We start from the raw sequence: 16,714 nt of genomic DNA, 5'->3' as shown, positions 1-16,714 counted from the left end.
CTGCGCATCGTCGGCGACCGATGGATCGGCCGGCATACTCAGCCCCTCCTGGGTACACGTACCCCCCCAGGCCTATCCGAGCAGCGTCGCCGTCGCGGCCAGCGTGCCCAGCGACAGGGTCGTGGTCACGACGACCGCCCGGTTGGCGATGGTCTCGCCGACGCCGTACTCCTGGCCGAAGATGAACGTGTTCTGCGCTGTCGGCAGGCCCGCGCACACCACCACGGCGAGCAACTGCGGCGCGGACAGGTGCAGGGCCAGCCCGGCCACGTACGCGATCACCGGCTGCGCGACGAGCTTCAGCGTGGCGAGCACGGCCAGCTCGGCCAGGTCGGCCGGCTCTGCCCGCGCCCCCGCCGGGCGGTGCAGCGACGCGCCGAGCGCGACCAGGGCGGCCGGAACCGCGGCGCCCGCCAGCAGGGTGAGCGACGCGTCGGCTGCCGACGGCAGGTGCAGGTCGGCAGCCGAGCACGCCACACCGAGCAGCGACGCCAGGATCACCGGGTTGCGTACCGGTAGGGAGGCGATACGGCGGACCCGCACCCGCCCGGCCGGGTCGCTGTGCCGGTCCAGGGCGATCAGGACCACGGGCGTCACCACCAGCACCTGTAGCAGTACCACCGCCGCCAGGAACGACACGTTGCCGAGCACCTGTGTCGCGATCGGAATGCCGAGGTTCGCCGAGTTCACGTAGCCGGCGGCCATGCCCCAGATCGGCCGTTCGCCGGGCAGACGACCGAACAGCCGACTCGCGCCGACCCAGCCGAAGCCGACGACCGCGGCAGTGCTCATCCCGAAGGCGAGCAGCGAGCGGCCGGCGAACCCGGAGAGTGGCATTCGGGACAGGGCCAGGAACAGGGCGGACGGCATCGCGAGGTGGAACACGAACCGGCCGAGCACCGTCACCACCGCCTCGCCCAGCAGGCCCCGGCGACAGGCCCCGTAGCCGACCGCGGTGAGGATCCAGATCGGTACGAACGCCGATACCAGGCTCATCCGAGCGTTACTCGCGGCCGAGGGACAGGAGCAGACCGACGGCGACCAGGGCGATCCCGGCGGTGGCGGTGTATGCCGGAAGCTGGGCCGGGATGCCGAGGTAGACGGTGATGCCGAGGATGCGGGACAGGCCCCAGGGCAGCAGCGCGAGTTGGTCGTTCCACACCGTCAGCGCGCGTTCCAGGCCCACCGCCGAGACCAGGGCGGACAGTGCGCCCAGCGGCACGCCCACGGCGGTGAGGGTCAGTCCGACCGCGCTTGCGCGACGCAGGCCGTAGCGGTCCCGCAGGACCACCGCCGTGACCACGAACAGCCAGCAGAACGCCGCGAACGCGACGGTGACGTACGCCGCGCGCAGGCCCGGCGCGGTCCAGAAGGCGAACCAGTAGCCGCCGGGTCCGCGCGGGGCGAGCGCTGCCAGGAGAAGGACGCTGCGCAGCAGCGCGACACCGCCGAGCGCGGCCCACAGGTGGAACGGATCCCGACGGCCGACGACGAGGCGTACGACGAGGGCGAACAGCGCCCATCCACCGAGGGTGACCAGCAGGTGTGCCGGCGCGGCGAACCAGGTCAACACGAGCCGGCTGGCCACCAGGACCACGGCCGGGACCAGCCACACCATCAGCCGGTCCGCCCGGGTGCGGGGTGTCGGCAGCGCGGCGACCCGCCACGGCCGGAGCGCGCCGAGCAGCAATCCGCGCGCGGCGGCCGCGCCGAACCCGCGCCCGCGCAGGCCGAGCAGCAGCACCAGCAGGATCGACGCGAGCAGCGCCCGGGCCGCCCAGGCCATCGCCGGGTCCCGGTCGGCGCGGCGTGCGCCGAGGTCGGCGGCGGTGAAGTTGTACGCCGGCAGGTCCAGGTCGGCGTGGTAGCGCTGCCGGTGCGCGTCGCGCGCATCCTGGTACGCGGCCGCTGCCCGCCGCCAGTCGTGACGGGCGGCGGGTGCGCCCGTGTCCAGCCACTGCGCGTGCCGCAGCACCATGGTCCGGTACGCGCTCAGCGTCTCGAACAGGTCGACCTGGTAGTCGAGCGTCGCGGTGAAGCGTCCGCGCAGTTCGGCGTCCCGCCAGGTCGCCGGGTCGGTCGCGGCCACCAGGTCGCGCATGCGCCGGGCCAGCGCGACGGCCTGCGTACCCTCCTGGATCGCCTCGTCGACGCGGCTGCCGGTCACCGCGTAGATGCTGTCCTGAGCTGCGGAGTCGCCGGTCGGGATGTCCCACTCGAAGATCCACATCATGGGCGGCGGTTCCAGCCCGAGCGCCCGTACCGAGCGGTCGGCGTACGGACCGATGTAGAGGCCCCTGGTGACCGCCGGGCGGGACAGCGCCATGGCCTGCCCGATCGCGGCGACGGTCCCCGGGTCGCCGGAGAACGTGCGGTACGCCCAGTCCGCCGTCACCTGCGCCGGGTCGGCCTGCGGATCCCAGGCAAGGCGGCCGACGGCGTACGTGTTGAGGTCGTAGAGCTGCCAGAACCCGGCGCGCAGGTACAGCGACATGGGCCCGGCGCGCAGCGGTCCGCCGTCCTGGGTCCAGTTCCAGACGCCCTCGACGTTTGCGTTGGCGGCGAGGAACGCGCGCAGCGCCTGGCGGTGCAGCGGGCCGAGGTCGTTGGGCAGCGAGCCGAACCCCTCGAACTCGCGCCGGGCCTGGAACTCCACGATGCGGCGGTGCCCGCCGCCCAGCAGCGTGGTGTTCAGCGGCAGGTGGCTGTAGAAGTCGCCGAGGGTGTACTTCGTGGACACGATCAGGTGCGGGTCGTCGAGCCCGCCGAGAACCTGCGCGTACGACTCCGGGTTGGTGTGCAGGTCGCCGACCGCGCCGACGCCCACCGTCCAGGTCCGGAAGATGATCTCCTTTCCGGCCGGGCCCGCCGTGTCCAGCAGCGCCCGCAGCATCGCGCGTACGGACGCCTCCGTGGTGACCGCGAGCCGGGACGAGAAGTCCCACCCGGTTCCGGCGTACACCTCGCCGCCCTCGCCGACGCGGACCATCAGGCCGTCGACGAACGGCATGCTCTCGAACAGTTCGGCCAGGCCGGCCTGGTAGACCGCCCACAGCCGGGGGTCGGCCACGTCGAGGCCGCCGACGGTCCGCGCCAGGTACGCCTCCACCGGGGGCGACACCGCGAGCATGTCGGTCAGCAGGAAGACCTTCATCCCCATGTCCTCGGCGTACCGGAAGACGGGCCCGAACGCCGTGACCATCGCCCGCGCCCGGTCGACGTGCGGGTCGCCGGGCGGATAGACCGCGCGTCCGTCGCCGACCGTGGCGAACGTGACGTACTCCAGGAAGCCGGGCACGACGATCCCGTTGTAGCCCTGCGCCACCGAGTGGTCGACGAGCTGGCGGAACTGCGCGTCGATGCGGGCCACCGCGGCGGCGTCCACCCACGGCGAGCGGGGCAGCACCGCCGACGCGACCACGTCGGTGTTCAGGCCGTAGTCGTCGCCGGCGGCGAAGGCGGCCGGGTCGGGCTCGCGGCCCACCGAACCGGCGTCGGTCAGCCGCAGGCCGAGCCGGGGGGTGACCACCCGGCCGGTGTCCGCCGGGGGGAGCGCCTCCACTCCGGAGCGGATCCGGTCGGCCAGCTGGTACATCCCGGCTGCCACGCCCGCGACATCACCACCCTGGACGGCCAACTCGGTGCCACGCACGTCGAGCCGGTACGACTCGGGCGTCCCACCGAGCGCGGCCAGCACGCCCGCCCGCAGCGTGCGTACCGCGGACAGGTCGGGGGGCCCGCCGCCCGCCGTACCGGTGCCCGGCGCGGTGGTCACGGACCCGGCTGGGGCGAACACCGGCCGGGGCCGGCCGCGGAAGACGACCGCGTCGGCGACGGCGGTCGCGGCCTTGGTGAGCCGGGGATTGTCGGGTACGACGAGGGACGTCAACGGCGGGACCGGCGCGGGCGTCCGCGCCGGCGCCGCGACCGCCTCCTCGCCCGGCACGGCGGCGGGGGAGTGGGTCAGCCCCAGCGTGTCGCCGACCGCCCAGGCGGTGGCCGCGCCGAGCGCCACCACGATCGCCACGGCGACGAGCAGCGGGTACGGCCTGCGAGCCTGGGCAACGTGAGCCACGCTCGCATGGTAGTGGTCGCACCGGCCATCGTCCTCGACGCGCGGAAGCCGGCGGCGAGCGTCGTCGGGCTACCCGTTGCCGGCACCATCTCCGCTCGGAGTCAGGACGTGTCGGGTCCGGTCCCCGGTCCAGGCCGCTTCGAGGATCGCGGTCAGGCTGGCGGTGTCGGTCGGGCCCGGGTGGTTCTGGATGAGGCGGGTGACGCCGGTGGCCATCTCCGCGAAACGTGGCAGGTCGGCGCGGGCCACGCCGATGTCCGCCAGGGTGCGGGGGATGCCGATGTCGGCGAGGAGACCGTCGAGCCAGGTGAGGAACGCGTCCGCGGCCTCGGCATCGGAGGCGTCGGCCACGTCCAGCCCGCACACCCCGGCGAGGATCGCCAACCGGTCTTCGATGGCATCCCGGGCCGCGTCCAACGCGTACGGCAGGAGCAGTCCGACGCCCAGGCCGTGCGGGGTGTGCGTGGCCGCGCCGATGGGGTACTGGAGGGCGTGCGGGGCCGCGTTGCCCGCGTGGGAGAAGGCGAGCCCGGCGAGCATCGACCCGTACGACATGTCCGCGCGCGCGTCCCTGTCGCCGCCGTTGCGGACCGCACGACGCAGGCTCCGGGCGATCCGCTCCGCGGCCAGCAGCGCGTAGTGGTCGGTGATCGGGTTACGGCCGAGGAACACCTGCTCCACCGGGTCGCGTGGTCCGTGGGCCCGGGGTCGCGCGGTGTAGCTCTCCACGGCGTGGCAGAACGCGTCGATGCCGGAGTGGGCGGTGACGGTCGCCGGGCAGGAATAGGTGAGCTCGGGGTCCACGATGGCGAAGTCGGGCACGATGTGGACGCTGGAGACCCCCACCTTCAGCTCGCGGTCCGGGTCGGTCAACACCGAGACGGGGGTGAGTTCGGAACCGGTCCCGGACGTGGTCGGGACCGCGACGAGGGGGAGGGTCGGCCCCGGCACCCTCGACTCGCCGTAGAAGTCGCGCGGCGTCCCCCCGTGGCGTCGGATGACGCCGACGATCTTGGCGAGGTCGATCACCGTGCCACCCCCGATGGCGAGGATCACGTCGGCCTCCATCTCGTTGGCGACCGCGACGGCCACGGCGACGTCGGAGAGTGGCACGTCCGACGTCGCGTCCGAGAACACCTCGACGACGTCGACCCGCTCCCGCACGGCGGCCACGATCTCGGCGACGCCCGGTTGGCCCAGGAGAACCTGGTCGGTCACCACGAGGACCCGCGATCCACTCTCGGCCACCACCCGGGGGATGTTCTGCGCGACCCCTTCGCCCACGATGAGCTGGCGCGGTCCGCGGACGGTCTCAAGCATGTCGGTGCCTCTCCAGAACGTCGCTGATGTGCGGGGCGCAAGCTCGGGGCGGCGGGCCGGTCACGGCAGGTCGATCGCCGCGTAGGTGAGGTCGAGGTACTCGAGGATGCCCTCGTGCGACCCCTCCTTGCCGATGCCGGACTGCTTCACGCCCCCGAACGGAGCTGACGGGTCCGAGATCAGACCACGGTTGATGCCGACCATCCCCGTCTCCAGCCCCTCGGTGAACCTCAGCGCCCGCCGCAGGTCACGGGTGAAGACGTACCCGACCAGGCCGTGCTCGGTGTCGTTGGCCTTCGCCAGCACCTCGTCGTCGGACGTGAACGAGATGATCGGCGCAACCGGACCGAAGATCTCCGCCTGCAGCATCCGCGCGTCGTCGGGCACGTCGACGACCACGGTGGGCGGGTAGAAGTGGCCCGGCCCATCCGGACGCTTGCCGCCCACCAGCACCCGGGCGCCCCGATCCACCGCGTCGCCGACGAGCTCGTCGATCGCGGTGACCGAGGCCTCGTCGATCAACGCCCCGACGTCCACGCCGTCGTCCAGACCATGACCCACCGACAGCGCGCCCATCCGCTCGACGAAGCGCGCCGTGAACTCCTCGCGCACCGGCTCCTCGACGTAGATCCGGTTGGCCGCGATGCAGGACTCCCCGATGTTGCGCATCTTGGCCACCATGGCGCCGTCGACGGCGACGTCCAGGTCGGCGTCCGCACACACGATCAGGGCCGCGTTGCCGCCAAGTTCCATCGAGGTACGCAGCACGTTGTCCGCAGCCTGCCGGAGCAGCACGCGTCCGACCTCGGTCGACCCGGTGAACGACAGCTTGCGGGTCCGGTTGTCGGCCAGCAGCGCCGAGACCACCGCGCCGGAACGCTTGGTGGTCACCACGTTGACGACGCCCGGCGGTACGCCCACCTCTTCCATGAGGCGGGCCAGGAACAGCATGGTGAGCGGCGTCTGGCCCGCGGGCTTGGTGATCGTCGTACAGCCGGCGGCCAGCGCAGGAGCGATCTTGCGGGCGCCCATGGCCAACGGGAAGTTCCAGGGCGTCACGAAGACACACGGTCCGACCGGCTTCGGCACGGTAAGGATGCGGTATCCGCCGGCGGGGGCGGCGCTGTAGCGACCCTCGACGCGGACCGCCTCCTCGGCGAACCACCGGAAGAACTCCGCGCCGTAGGACACCTCCGCCCGAGCCTCGGCGAGTGGCTTGCCCATCTCCAGCGTGATCAGCCGGGCGACCTCCTCGGACCGCTCGACCAGTGCCCGGTACGTCGCGGTCAACAACTCCGACCGTTTCCGTGGTGGGGTCGCCGCCCACCCCGGCATCGCCGTGCTCGCCGCCTCCAGGGCGGCGAGCCCGTCGACGACGTCGGCGTCCGCCACCTCGGCGATGGTCGTGCCGGTGGCCGGGTCCTCGACGGCGAAGGTGGCCCCGTTCGTGGCGTCGCGCCAGGCGTCGCCGATGCGGAGCCGCCGGTGCTCGGGGGCCAGGACGGTCATCGGGTCACTCATTGCGTCGCCTCCTGTGATCTTCGTGGTGCTGTGCGGAGTGCCCCAGCGATCGCGCCGTGCGGGTGGACGGACGGGTCACCCGCCCTCGTCGGGGCGGGGGCGAAGGTGTCTCGGTCTGTCCGGCGCGGTTACCGCCCCGCCTCGGACAGCGACAGCCCGGTGTCCGCGTCGAACAGGTGCGCACGGTCCAGGTCGACCGTGACCGACAGCCGTTCGCCCGGCGTACCGGTGATGGTGGGTCGTGCCTTGACCTTGAGGATCTCGGTTCCCACCCGGACGTCGACCACCGTGCGGTCGCCGAGCGGCTCGAGCCCGTAGAGCTCTCCCGACAACGACGCGTCCCCGCGCTGCTCGACGGACAGGTCCTCCGCGCGTACGCCCAGCAGCAGCGCACGACCTTCCTCGGCAGTGGTCCAGTGGGGCCGAGGCAACGTCCAGCCGTCCGCACCGACCAGACGATCCCCCTCGGCGCGGCAGGCGAGCAGGCTGATCGGCGGGCTCCCGACGAACCCCGCCACCCACTGGTTGGCGGGACGCTCGTACACCTCGGTCGGTGTCCCGACCTGCTGCACCTTCCCCTCCTTGAGGACCGCGACCGCATCGGCCATGGACAGGGCCTCGACCTGGTCGTTGGTCACGTAGACGAAGGTCGCGCCGAGGCTCCGGTGGATACGGGTGAGCTCGGTGCGCATCTCGACGCGGAGCTTGAGGTCGAGGTTCGTCAGCGGCTCGTCCATGAGGAAAGCCCGGGGGCTGCGGACCAGCGCCCGAGCCAGCGCGACCCGCTGCATCTCACCGCCGGACAACTGGGCGGGACGACGCTTCAGCAGACGTTCGATGTGCAGCAGCTTCGACATCTGCTCGACGGCGGCCGCGATCTCGCTCGCCGAACGGCGGCGTGCCCGCAGCGGTGAGGCGATGTTCTCGTACGCCGTGTGTCGCGGGTAGAGGGCGTAGTTCTGGAAGACCATGGCCAGGTCCCGCTCGGCCGGCGCGTCAGCGGTCGCGTCTCTCCCGTCCAGGTGCACCGAACCCGCGTCGAGCTTCTCCAGGCCGGCGATCGCCCGCAGGGTCGTCGTCTTACCCGCCCCGGAGGGCCCGAGCACGACGAAGAACGAGCCGTCCGGCACGTCGAGCGTCACCCCGTCCAGGGCCTGGACCTTGCCGAAGGACTTGCGCAGCCCGTGCGCTGCCACGGTTCCCATCAGGCCACCAGCTCTTCCGTGCGCACGTCGTAGACCGCCGGGGTTCCGCCGGTGTGCCGCAGCCCGACCTTCGCGTCGGGGGCGAAACGAATGGTCGGTGGCATCCGAACCCGTACGTCGCGCTCGCCGCCGTGGTCGACCACGTAGATGATTTCGTCGCCCAGCCACTCCGCCGAGACCACTCGGGCCGGGATCGTGCCTTCCGTCCCTGGCGCGGTGACTTCCAGCGCCTCCGGCCGGACGCCGGCCACCAGGCGACGATCGCGCGGCAGGCCTGACGGTGGTGTGAGGACCAGTCCGCCCTGACTGTGCAGCATGCCGTCGACCACCTCCACGTCGACCAGGTTCATCGGCGGGGAGCCGATGAACGCGGCGCAGAAGAGACTCGCCGGGCGGTCGTAGACCTCCAGCGGCGTGCCGATCTGCTCCACGCGGCCCTTGTTGAGGATGGCGATCCGGTGACCGAGCGACATCGCCTCGACCTGGTCGTGGGTGACGTAGACCATCGTCGCCCCCAGCTCCCCCTGCAGGTGCTTGATCTCCGTGCGCATGTCCGCCCTCAACTCGGCGTCCAGATTGGTGAGAGGTTCGTCCATGAGGAACGCGCGCGGTCGTCGCACCAGGGCGCGCGCGAGCGCGACGCGCTGCTGCTCCCCGCCGGACAGTTGGCGCGGTCGCCGGTCCAGAAGGGCACCGAGCCGCATCAGCCGGGCGGCCTCCTCGACCCGCGCGTGCACCTCCTGCTTGGGCAGTCCCTCGGCCCGCAGGGGGAACGCCAGGTTGTCGCGGGTTCGCAGATGCGGGTAGAGGGCGTAGAACTGGAACACCATGGCGATGTCGCGCTCGGCGGGCGGCAGATCATTGACCAGCGTGTCACCGATGCGGATGTCGCCGGACGTCTGCCTCTCCAGGCCGGCGATGGCCCGCAGCGTGGTCGTCTTGCCGCAGCCCGACGGGCCGAGCATCACGAACAGCTCGCCGTGGCCGATGGACAGGTCCACCTGTTCGACCGCGACCGTGCCGTCCGGGTAGCGCTTGTGCAGCGCGGTTACCTCGATACCCGCCATCAGCGTCGCACCGCCCCGAGCGTCACACCGGCGATGAGGTGCCTGCGCACCAGGTAGGCGAAGATGAGCACCGGTAGGGCGAACACCACGGAGGCGGCTGCCACGAGACCCCAGTCGGTGGTGGTGCCGCCGATCAGGCCGGCGATGGCGGGTGGGGCCGTCCGGACGCTGTCGCTGGACGTGAGGAAGATGGCGAACACGAACTCGTTCCACGAGAAGATGAGCGCGAAGACCGCCGTCGCGGCGATGCCGGGTAAGAGCTGGGGAAGTGTGTATCGCCAGAACGCCTGTAGCCGGGTGTAGCCGTCGAGCATGGCGGCGTCCTCGTACTCCGCGGGCACCTCGTCGACGAACCCCTTCATCATCCAGATCGTGAACGGCACGTTGAACGCGGCGTAGATGAGGATCAGGCCGATCTTGTTGTCGATGAGTCCGACCTGGCGGTACATGAGGAAGATCGGGATCACCACCACCACGGGCGGCATGAAGCGGGTGGACAGGATGAAGAACAGTTGGTCCTTCTTGGCCTTCACGGCGAATCGTGAGTAGGCCCAGGCCGCCGGGACTCCCAGCACGGTGGCCAGCACCGTGGAGGCGCCGGCGACCAAGAAGGAGTTGAGGAAGCTGACGGACACGGGCGTGCGGCCGTCGCCCTGGGCGACGAACACGTCCTTGTAATGCTGCAACGTGACGGCGAAGTCGAAGAACTTGGCCGGGATGGCGTAGACGTCCCGGTTCTCCTTGATCGACGTCTCGATCATCCACAGCACCGGAAAGAGCATCACGGCGGCCAGCACGGTCAGCAGCACCACCTCCACCGCGGAGCGGCCCCGGCCGCCGGGGCGGCGCGCGGGAGGTGTGTGGTCCCCGGCCGGACCGGTGGACACGGCCTCGTCGACGGAGACGGCCATCAGTCCTCCTTGAGCTTGTTCAGATAACGCAGGTAGAGCTGCGTGAGGACGATGACGACGAGGACCATGAGGATTCCGTACGCTGACGCGGTTCCGGTGTTGAAGCCCAGGAACGCGACCTTGTAGATGTGGAACGACAACGTCTCGGTGGAGACCCCCGGGCCTCCGTTGGTGAGGATGTAGACGAGGTCGAACAGCCGGAACGCCTCGATGGCCCGGAACATCACGGCGATGAGCAGCAGCGGCCACACCAGCGGCAGGGTGATGGTGCGGAACTTGAACCACTCGGACGCGCGGTCGATCGAGGCGGCCTCGTAGAGGTACTTGGGCACCGCGCTGAGGCCCGCGAGCGCGATGAGCATGATGAACGGCGTCCACTGCCAGGTGTCGACCACGATCAGCGAGATCAGGGCCGTCCGCTGCCGGGTGAGCCACTCCACCTGCCCGAGGCCGACCGAGCCGAGCATGCTGTTGACCACGCCGAACTGCGCGTCGAGCATGAAGCGCCAGAACAACCCGACCACGACCGGCGACAGCATCATCGGGACCAGGAACAGGGTGGTCAGCGCGCCGCGCCCGCGCGTGCGCCGGGAGATCAGGTAGGCGATGCCGAACCCGAGCACGGTCTGCAGGGAGACCGCGCCGATCACATAGACCAGAGTCGTCAGGGCCCTCGTGTGGACCTGGGCCGACGTCAGGATGGCGGTGTAGTTCCCGAACCCGACGAACTCGGCGGGACCCCCGCGCGTGGCCGAGTAGTCGGTGAAGGACAGGTACAACGACCACAGCAACGGGAAGACCGACATGGCGAGCAACAGCAGGAGCGAGGGGGAGATGAAGGCCACGGCGAGCCCACGGTCGCTCAACCGGCGGGACCGACCCGGCGCAGGTGGCGTCGCGGACGCCACCTGCCCGGGGTGTTCGGTCGTCAGAGGGGCGTCGCTCACAGCCCGCCGCCGCCCTTGCGGTTGCTCGAGTCGAGCACGCTCTGCTGCTCCTTGGCGATGTCGTCGAGCGCGTCCTTCGGGCTCTTCGCGCCGTTGAGGGCCGCGTTCACGTTGGTGTTCTCGATGTCGACGAGGCGCGCGTACTCGGGCACGTTCCACATGTCCCGCATGCGCGGGACCGAGTCGGCGTACACCTTGTTGAACGGCCCGGCGTTGAGGAACTCGGGTGACTGGATCGCGTCGGTACGCGATGGCACGCCACCGGCGGCGGCCCACTTCTTCTGGACGTCAGCCCGCTCGAACCACTTCATGAAGTTCAGGGCTTCCGCCTGGTTCGCCGCGCCGGAGTAGGCCGAGATGTGCATGCCCATGCCGCCGAGCGGGACGAGGTTGGTCTTCTGGGTCGGCAGGGTGGCGAAGCCCAACTTGTCGAGGATCTGCTCGCGCGTGGTGCCGAGCGTCGACTGCTTCGGGTCGAGCAGGCCGCCGCTCGCCGCGATCCAGTTGAACGCGATGCACGCCTTGCCCTGGGCGACGGCCGCGTTCGTCTCGTCGATGAACCAGTTGCCGGAGCCCTTGGCGGTCAGCGGCTTCATCTTGTTGACCAGGACGTCCATCGCCTCCTGGCCGGCCGCGTCGTTGAGGACGCCCTGGATCTTGCGTGCCTTCGGGTCCCAGAGGTTGCCGCCGTAGACGCCGTTCACGGTGTTGTAGGTGACGGCCGCGGCGTCGGAGCCGTTGGCCTGGTGGAAGGCCAGTCCGCTCACGCCGGGGTGCTCCGCCTGGCACTTCCCGGCGACCGAGATCATCTCGTCCCAGGTCTGCGGCGGCTTGTCGCCGATCAGGTCCTTGCGGTAGATCATCGTCCAGGTGTCGCCGAGCAGCGGCAGCCCGTAGAGGCTGGCGTTCTCGTCGCGTTTGCCGGTCTCCGCCTGGGGGAACTGACCGTAGGCCGCCAGGAGGTACGGGTCGTAGGCCTGCACCTCGATGTTGTTCTTGACGAAGTCCGTGAGGTCGAGGATGTTGCCGTTCGTCACGGCCTCGCCGATGTGCTGCGAGTCCAGGATCGCGATGTCGAAGTCGGTCTTGCGCGCGGCGAACTGGGTGAACATCGCGTCGTGCCAGTTCGCGTTCGGCACAGTGTTGACCTTGATGGTCGCGTTCGGCCGCTCTTTCTTGTACTCCGCGTTGGCGAAGGCTTCCAGCGCTTGGGCGGGCGGCCAGTCGAACCAGATGAAGCTGAGGGTCAGCGGGTCCTTGCTGAGCTCCGGGACGGCCGCCGGCGCCTTGGGGGCGCTCGCCTTCGCGTCGTCGTCCTTGTCGCCGCCGCACGCCGCCAGGGTCGTGGCCACCAGCAGCATGGCCGCCGTCGCCAGCCGTGCCTTGCGACCGGGAGCGGGCATTCGTCCTATTCGCTTCTGAGCGCGCATGTTATGCCTGCTTTCTGGATGGGGACTTCTAGGCCTCGCTATGTGCTTCGCCGAGCGGTTGCTGGGTTTTCTGGGCGTGGCGCCGGGCCGTCGTGAGGGCCGGCGTCAGAACTGCGCCGCGAGGTGGAGAATGAAGATCATCCGCCACTTTTCCTATACGATCTGGTGGGGGCGTCAGCATGCCGCAGCGCTGTGACTGATGTCAACAGGCCGCAACGGCGCAAGAAGGGACCTCACGTCACGATGGACGACGGAGCGATGATCGCGCGGGGCCGCAAGGCCGTGACGGGAGGAATGTCGGTGGGAAGATCGGGCGGCCGGCTCGCCGACGAGGTGTACGACACGCTGCTCGGGCAGCTGATGTCGCTACGGATCGAACCCGGTTCCCGCGTCACGATCGACGTCCTGGCGCGAGAGCTGGGAGTCTCCCAGACGCCGATCCGGGACGCCCTGAACCGCATGGAGGCCGAGGGGCTGGTCGTGCGGGTGCCCCACGCCGGTTACCGCATCCCTCCCCAGATCACCCGCCACCGATTCGAGGACATGCTCGAGGTCCGCCTGCTGCTCGAGCCCGCGGCGGCGCGCCGGTCCGCCGAACGCGCCTCGGTGGAACAGGTGACCGGCCTGCGACGGATGCTGGAGGAGATGGCCGAGCTGGAGGGGGGCAAGGGGCCTGCGGCGTACGGCGCCTTCGGGCTCCGCGACGCCGCGTTTCACGACCTGGTCGCCCGCAGCGCGGAGAACCAGGTGATCCGGGAGGCGCTCGCCCGTCTACACAGCCACGTGCACCTCTTCCGGCTGCACCACGACGCCCAGGTCACCCACCTGGCCATGGCCGAGCACGAGGACGTGGTGGCCGCGATCGCCGCGCGTGACCCCGACGCCGCCGCCTACGCGATGCGTCGGCATATCCTGCGCTCCGGCGACCGGTTCCGGCGATTGTTCGACGAGGTCACGGACGCGGAATCGATGGCGGTAGAGGCTTGACGGGTGGGCTGGGTCGAGGAATGCTATCGCCACCGGATCGGATCGGATTGGATCTCCACCACCCGCCACCAGACGCGAGGAGAAGCAGGTGCCCAGAGCGCTGCTCCTGACCGGCGACGCCGCCGAGGAACTCGACACCATGTATCCCTACTACCGCGTGCAGGAGGGCGGCTGGGACGTCGACGTCTCGTCACGGACGCTGCGTGACGTGCAGTTGGTCATCCACGAGTTCGACCCCAACTCCGACGCCTACGTGGAGAAGAACGGGCGCAAGCTGCCGGTCGACGTGCCCTGGGCCGAGGTCGACGTCGAGCGCTACGACGCCCTCATCATCCCCGGCGGACGTGCCCCCGAGTGGATCCGGGTCGACGCCGACGTCAGGCGCATCACCGAGCACTTCTTCGCGCGCAACCTCCCCATCGCTCTGGTGTGCCACGGCGCGCAGGTGCCAGCGGTGTACGGGCTCCTGAAGGGTCGGAAGACGGCGTGCTTCCCGCCCATCACGGGGGACATGGAGAATGCGGGCGCGACGGTCATCGACGCACCCGACGTCGTGGACGGCAACCTCGTCTCCTGCCGGGGATGGCCCGACATGCCGCAGTTCGGCAGGGCGATGATGGAGGTCTTCTCGAAGTCCGTCAGCTCCGCCTCGGCGTGAGCACGCCCGGCCTGCCCCGGTGACAGCACTTCGGACCGTCGCGGTCGACGGTTCACCCGTCCACGTTCTGGAGAGCGGCGCCGGGCCCGCGGTGTTGATGCTGCACGGCTCCGGACCCGGCACGACCGGGTCCGGCGCCTGGGCATCGACGGCGCAGGCGCTGGGCACGTCCTGGCACGTGGTGGCTCCTGACCAGGCGGGGTTCGGCCGTACGCCCGTGCCGGCCGGCTCCCCGAGCGGACTCCGGCTGTGGACGGAGCAGGCGGCGGGCCTGATGGATGCTCTCGGTATCGAGTCCTACGCCGTGGTGGGTCACTCCATGGGCGGCGCCGTGGCGCTGGCACTGGCGGCGGCCCGCCCTGAGCGGGTGACCCGTGTCGTGGCGGTCTCCACGATGGGCGCTCCGGGGGCGCCGCTGTCCGCCGATCTCGACGCGGTCTGGGCCGCCCCCGCCGGCCCGCTCGGGGCGCGGGACATGCTGAGCCGCCTCCTCCTCGACCAGGCTCTCGTCACCGACGCGGCCGTTGAGGCCCGTGCGGCGGCGATGCGGGATGGGGCGTCCGCGTACGCGTCGTTGTTCCCCGCACCGAGGGCACGATGGGTCGACGACCTCACCCTCACCGCGCAGCGGCTGGCAGCGATCCACGCGCCCGTGCTGCTCGTGCACGGCGCCCAGGACCGTGTCACCCCGATCGAGGCAGCCACCCGACCCCTGCTCGAACACCTGGCCGACGTGCGTCTGCACGTGTTCGGTCGATGCGGGCACGTGCCGGCGGTCGAACACCCGCGCGAGTTCCGGCAACTGCTGTCGTGCTTCCTCGGCCAGGACCGAGGTCACTGAACCACGCGCCGGTCGCCGCTACGGTCCGCAGTCCGTGCGAGAAGCTCAATCCTGCCGCGAGCGATCCGCTGGGAGCACGGCTGTCCCGTACGGGGCGCGGATCGGTTTCCATGGCGATCATCGACGTCCCTCGCTACGATCCGACATTGAAACGTCACGATGCGTAGGGGTGTGTTGATCCACGCCCTGGGCGTAGGCGATCTGAAGCCGCTGTGAAGGTGGCGCCGGCCTGCGGATCACGCCCGTCTCGACGAAGGGAAGCCGGATGACCGAGAGCGCGCAGAGCACCGAGAGCCGAACCGTTCCGCCCGTGCGGTCGTACCCGTTCAGTGTGCCCGACCGCCTCGTCGTCGATCCGACCTACGGCGAGCTGCGCGAGCACGAGCCGATGACCCGGGTGCAGCTCCCCTACGGGGAGGAGGCGTGGCTCGCCACCCGGTACGAGGACGTCCGTACGGTCCTCGGTGACGTGCGGTTCGGCCGCGCGCCAGCCGTCGACCGTGACGAGCCCCGGCTCACCCCGCGCCAGCAGTACAGCGGCATGCTGACCATGGATCCGCCCGATCACACCCGGCTGCGCCGGCTGGTGGCCAAGGCGTTCACGGCACGTCGAGTGGAGGCGCTGCGACCTCGCACCCAGGAGATCGCCGACACGCTGGTCGACGACATGCTCCGGCTCGGTCCCCCGGCCGACCTGGTGGAGCACGTCGCCACGCCACTGCCGATCCAGGTGATCTGTGAGCTGCTCGGCGTCCCGTACGCCGACCGCGACCGTTTCCACGTCTGGTCCGAGGCGATCGTCTCGACGACCTCACTGCCGCTGGAGACGATCCAGGAGTACCTGAACAATCTCTGGGGCTACATCGGTGGCCTGGTCGCCGAGCGTCGCCGCGACCCGGGGATCGACGACCTGCTCGGCGCGCTGGTGCGGGCCCGCGACGAGAACCAGGATCGGCTCAGCGAGACCGAACTGGTGGAGCTGGCCGCGGGGCTCCTCGCCGCTGGTCACGAGACGACCGTGACCCAGATCCCCAACTTCGTCTACGTCCTGCTGCACAATCCGGACCAGCTCGCGCGGCTGCGGTCCGATCCGTCGCTGGTGCCGGCCGCGGTCGAGGAACTTCTGCGGTACGTGCCGCTCGGCGTCGGTTCCTCCTTCGCCCGGTACGCCAAGGAGGACGTCGAGGTCGGCGGGGTGCTGGTCCGGGCCGGTGAACCGGTTCTCGGCTCACTGTCGTCGGCGAATCGGGACGGCACGGTCTTCGCCGACCCGGACCGGCTGGACTTCGATCGCGAGCAGAAACCGCACCTGGGCTTCGGGCACGGCGTACACCACTGCGTCGGCGCGCAGTTGGCCCGCATGGAGTTGCAGGTAGCCGTCAGCACCTTCGTCACCCGTCTGCCCGGCCTGCGGCTCGCCGTACCGGAGGCCGAGCTGAAGTGGAAGCGCGGCATGTTGGTACGGGGCCTGCTCAGCATGCCGGTGGCGTGGTGAGCACCGCCTGGCGGGTCGGGGTGGACCCGGCTCGTTGCATCGGCACGAGCATCTGCGCCGGCACCGCGCCCGAGCATTTTCGCCTGGTCGACGGTGTGTCCGCGCCGTTGGCCGGCGTTGTCTCCCCGGCCGAGGTCGTCCTCGACGCCGCCAACTCGTGCCCGGTGGAGGCGATAATCGTCCGGGACGTCACGGACGACCGGCTGATCGCGCCGGAGGAGTGACCCGTCACCCACACCGCGCGTGAGGCCGGCCGT

The 16,714-nt window shown here is 70.6% G+C and carries 14 protein-coding genes; 5 read left to right on the top strand and 9 right to left on the bottom strand.

Going from position 1 to position 16,714, the window contains the following annotated elements; genetic code table 11:
* Positions 1-72: 72 nt before the first annotated feature.
* The 9 genes from ACQP03_RS21105 to ACQP03_RS21065 all read right to left on the bottom strand — a co-directional run bounded on the left by ACQP03_RS21105 (position 73) and on the right by ACQP03_RS21065 (position 12,476).
* Entirely contained in the window at positions 73-996 is a 924-nt protein-coding gene (locus ACQP03_RS21105) for an AEC family transporter (protein WP_433458077.1), read from the bottom strand.
* Between the two features lie 7 nt (positions 997-1,003).
* Positions 1,004-4,075, bottom strand: a complete 3,072-nt coding sequence (locus ACQP03_RS21100; protein WP_433458075.1) for a hypothetical protein — start codon at positions 4,073-4,075, stop codon at positions 1,004-1,006.
* 69 nt (positions 4,076-4,144) lie between these two features.
* Positions 4,145-5,395 carry an iron-containing alcohol dehydrogenase gene (locus ACQP03_RS21095; RefSeq protein WP_357124989.1) on the bottom strand — a complete coding sequence of 417 codons (1,251 nt, stop codon included), beginning with the start codon at positions 5,393-5,395 and terminating at the stop codon, positions 4,145-4,147.
* 60 nt (positions 5,396-5,455) lie between these two features.
* On the bottom strand, positions 5,456-6,916 hold the full coding sequence (locus ACQP03_RS21090) for an NAD-dependent succinate-semialdehyde dehydrogenase (protein ID WP_357124992.1): 1,461 nt from the start codon (positions 6,914-6,916) through the stop codon (positions 5,456-5,458).
* A gap of 128 nt (positions 6,917-7,044) precedes the next feature.
* Positions 7,045-8,121, bottom strand: a complete 1,077-nt coding sequence (locus ACQP03_RS21085; protein WP_357124995.1) for an ABC transporter ATP-binding protein — start codon at positions 8,119-8,121, stop codon at positions 7,045-7,047.
* Entirely contained in the window at positions 8,121-9,188 is a 1,068-nt protein-coding gene (locus ACQP03_RS21080) for an ABC transporter ATP-binding protein (protein ID WP_357124998.1), read from the bottom strand. The genes ACQP03_RS21085 and ACQP03_RS21080 overlap by 1 nt, the downstream gene beginning before the upstream one ends.
* Positions 9,188-10,099: a carbohydrate ABC transporter permease gene (locus ACQP03_RS21075; RefSeq protein WP_396832369.1), complete on the bottom strand. Its 912-nt coding sequence runs from the start codon at positions 10,097-10,099 to the stop codon at positions 9,188-9,190. The genes ACQP03_RS21080 and ACQP03_RS21075 overlap by 1 nt, the downstream gene beginning before the upstream one ends.
* On the bottom strand, positions 10,099-11,046 hold the full coding sequence (locus ACQP03_RS21070; protein WP_357125004.1) for a carbohydrate ABC transporter permease: 948 nt from the start codon (positions 11,044-11,046) through the stop codon (positions 10,099-10,101). Before ACQP03_RS21070 ends, ACQP03_RS21075 begins: the two co-directional genes overlap by 1 nt.
* Entirely contained in the window at positions 11,043-12,476 is a 1,434-nt protein-coding gene (locus ACQP03_RS21065; RefSeq protein ID WP_433458071.1) for an extracellular solute-binding protein, read from the bottom strand. The genes ACQP03_RS21070 and ACQP03_RS21065 overlap by 4 nt, the downstream gene beginning before the upstream one ends.
* Before the next feature lie 294 nt (positions 12,477-12,770).
* Here ACQP03_RS21065 and ACQP03_RS21060 point away from each other — a divergent pair, with 294 nt between their 5' ends.
* The 5 genes from ACQP03_RS21060 (at position 12,771) to ACQP03_RS21040 (ending at position 16,681) form a co-directional block, all read left to right on the top strand.
* Positions 12,771-13,463, top strand: coding sequence for a GntR family transcriptional regulator (locus ACQP03_RS21060; protein WP_357174254.1), 693 nt, complete (start codon positions 12,771-12,773; stop codon positions 13,461-13,463).
* An 88-nt stretch (positions 13,464-13,551) separates the two neighbouring features.
* The gene (locus tag ACQP03_RS21055; protein ID WP_355047859.1) at positions 13,552-14,121 is read left to right on the top strand and encodes a DJ-1/PfpI family protein; all 570 of its coding nucleotides are present in this window, start codon (positions 13,552-13,554) and stop codon (positions 14,119-14,121) included.
* Positions 14,122-14,140: 19 nt separating this feature from the next.
* A complete protein-coding gene (locus ACQP03_RS21050; RefSeq protein WP_357125011.1) occupies positions 14,141-14,962 on the top strand; it encodes an alpha/beta fold hydrolase in 822 nt (273 codons plus the stop codon).
* A gap of 265 nt (positions 14,963-15,227) precedes the next feature.
* Positions 15,228-16,457: a cytochrome P450 gene (locus tag ACQP03_RS21045; protein ID WP_357125014.1), complete on the top strand. Its 1,230-nt coding sequence runs from the start codon at positions 15,228-15,230 to the stop codon at positions 16,455-16,457.
* Positions 16,454-16,681 (top strand): ferredoxin, encoded by a 228-nt coding sequence (locus tag ACQP03_RS21040; protein WP_357125017.1) that lies wholly within the window; start codon positions 16,454-16,456, stop codon positions 16,679-16,681. Before ACQP03_RS21045 ends, ACQP03_RS21040 begins: the two co-directional genes overlap by 4 nt.
* Positions 16,682-16,714 lie beyond the last annotated feature (33 nt).

Source organism: Micromonospora sp. CA-248212, from assembly GCF_050948405.1.
Taxonomy (GTDB): Bacteria; Actinomycetota; Actinomycetes; order Mycobacteriales; family Micromonosporaceae; genus Micromonospora.
The sequence above is the reverse complement of the archived record's forward strand: the minus strand, read 5'-3'. Positions and strand labels throughout refer to the sequence as shown.

Excerpts from the sequence above, each read along its gene's own strand:
- ACQP03_RS21075 (WP_396832369.1), bottom strand. The coding sequence starts at position 10,099 with ATGGCCGTCTCCGTCGACGAGGCCGTGTCCACCGGTCCGGCCGGGGAC.
- ACQP03_RS21090 (WP_357124992.1), bottom strand. The coding sequence starts at position 6,916 with ATGAGTGACCCGATGACCGTCCTGGCCCCCGAGCACCGGCGGCTCCGC.
- ACQP03_RS21060 (WP_357174254.1), top strand. The coding sequence starts at position 12,771 with ATGTCGGTGGGAAGATCGGGCGGCCGGCTCGCCGACGAGGTGTACGAC.
- ACQP03_RS21085 (WP_357124995.1), bottom strand. The coding sequence starts at position 8,121 with ATGGGAACCGTGGCAGCGCACGGGCTGCGCAAGTCCTTCGGCAAGGTC.
- ACQP03_RS21065 (WP_433458071.1), bottom strand. The coding sequence starts at position 12,476 with ATGCGCGCTCAGAAGCGAATAGGACGAATGCCCGCTCCCGGTCGCAAG.
- ACQP03_RS21105 (WP_433458077.1), bottom strand. The coding sequence starts at position 996 with ATGAGCCTGGTATCGGCGTTCGTACCGATCTGGATCCTCACCGCGGTC.
- ACQP03_RS21080 (WP_357124998.1), bottom strand. The coding sequence starts at position 9,188 with ATGGCGGGTATCGAGGTAACCGCGCTGCACAAGCGCTACCCGGACGGC.
- ACQP03_RS21095 (WP_357124989.1), bottom strand. The coding sequence starts at position 5,395 with ATGCTTGAGACCGTCCGCGGACCGCGCCAGCTCATCGTGGGCGAAGGG.
- ACQP03_RS21045 (WP_357125014.1), top strand. The coding sequence starts at position 15,228 with ATGACCGAGAGCGCGCAGAGCACCGAGAGCCGAACCGTTCCGCCCGTG.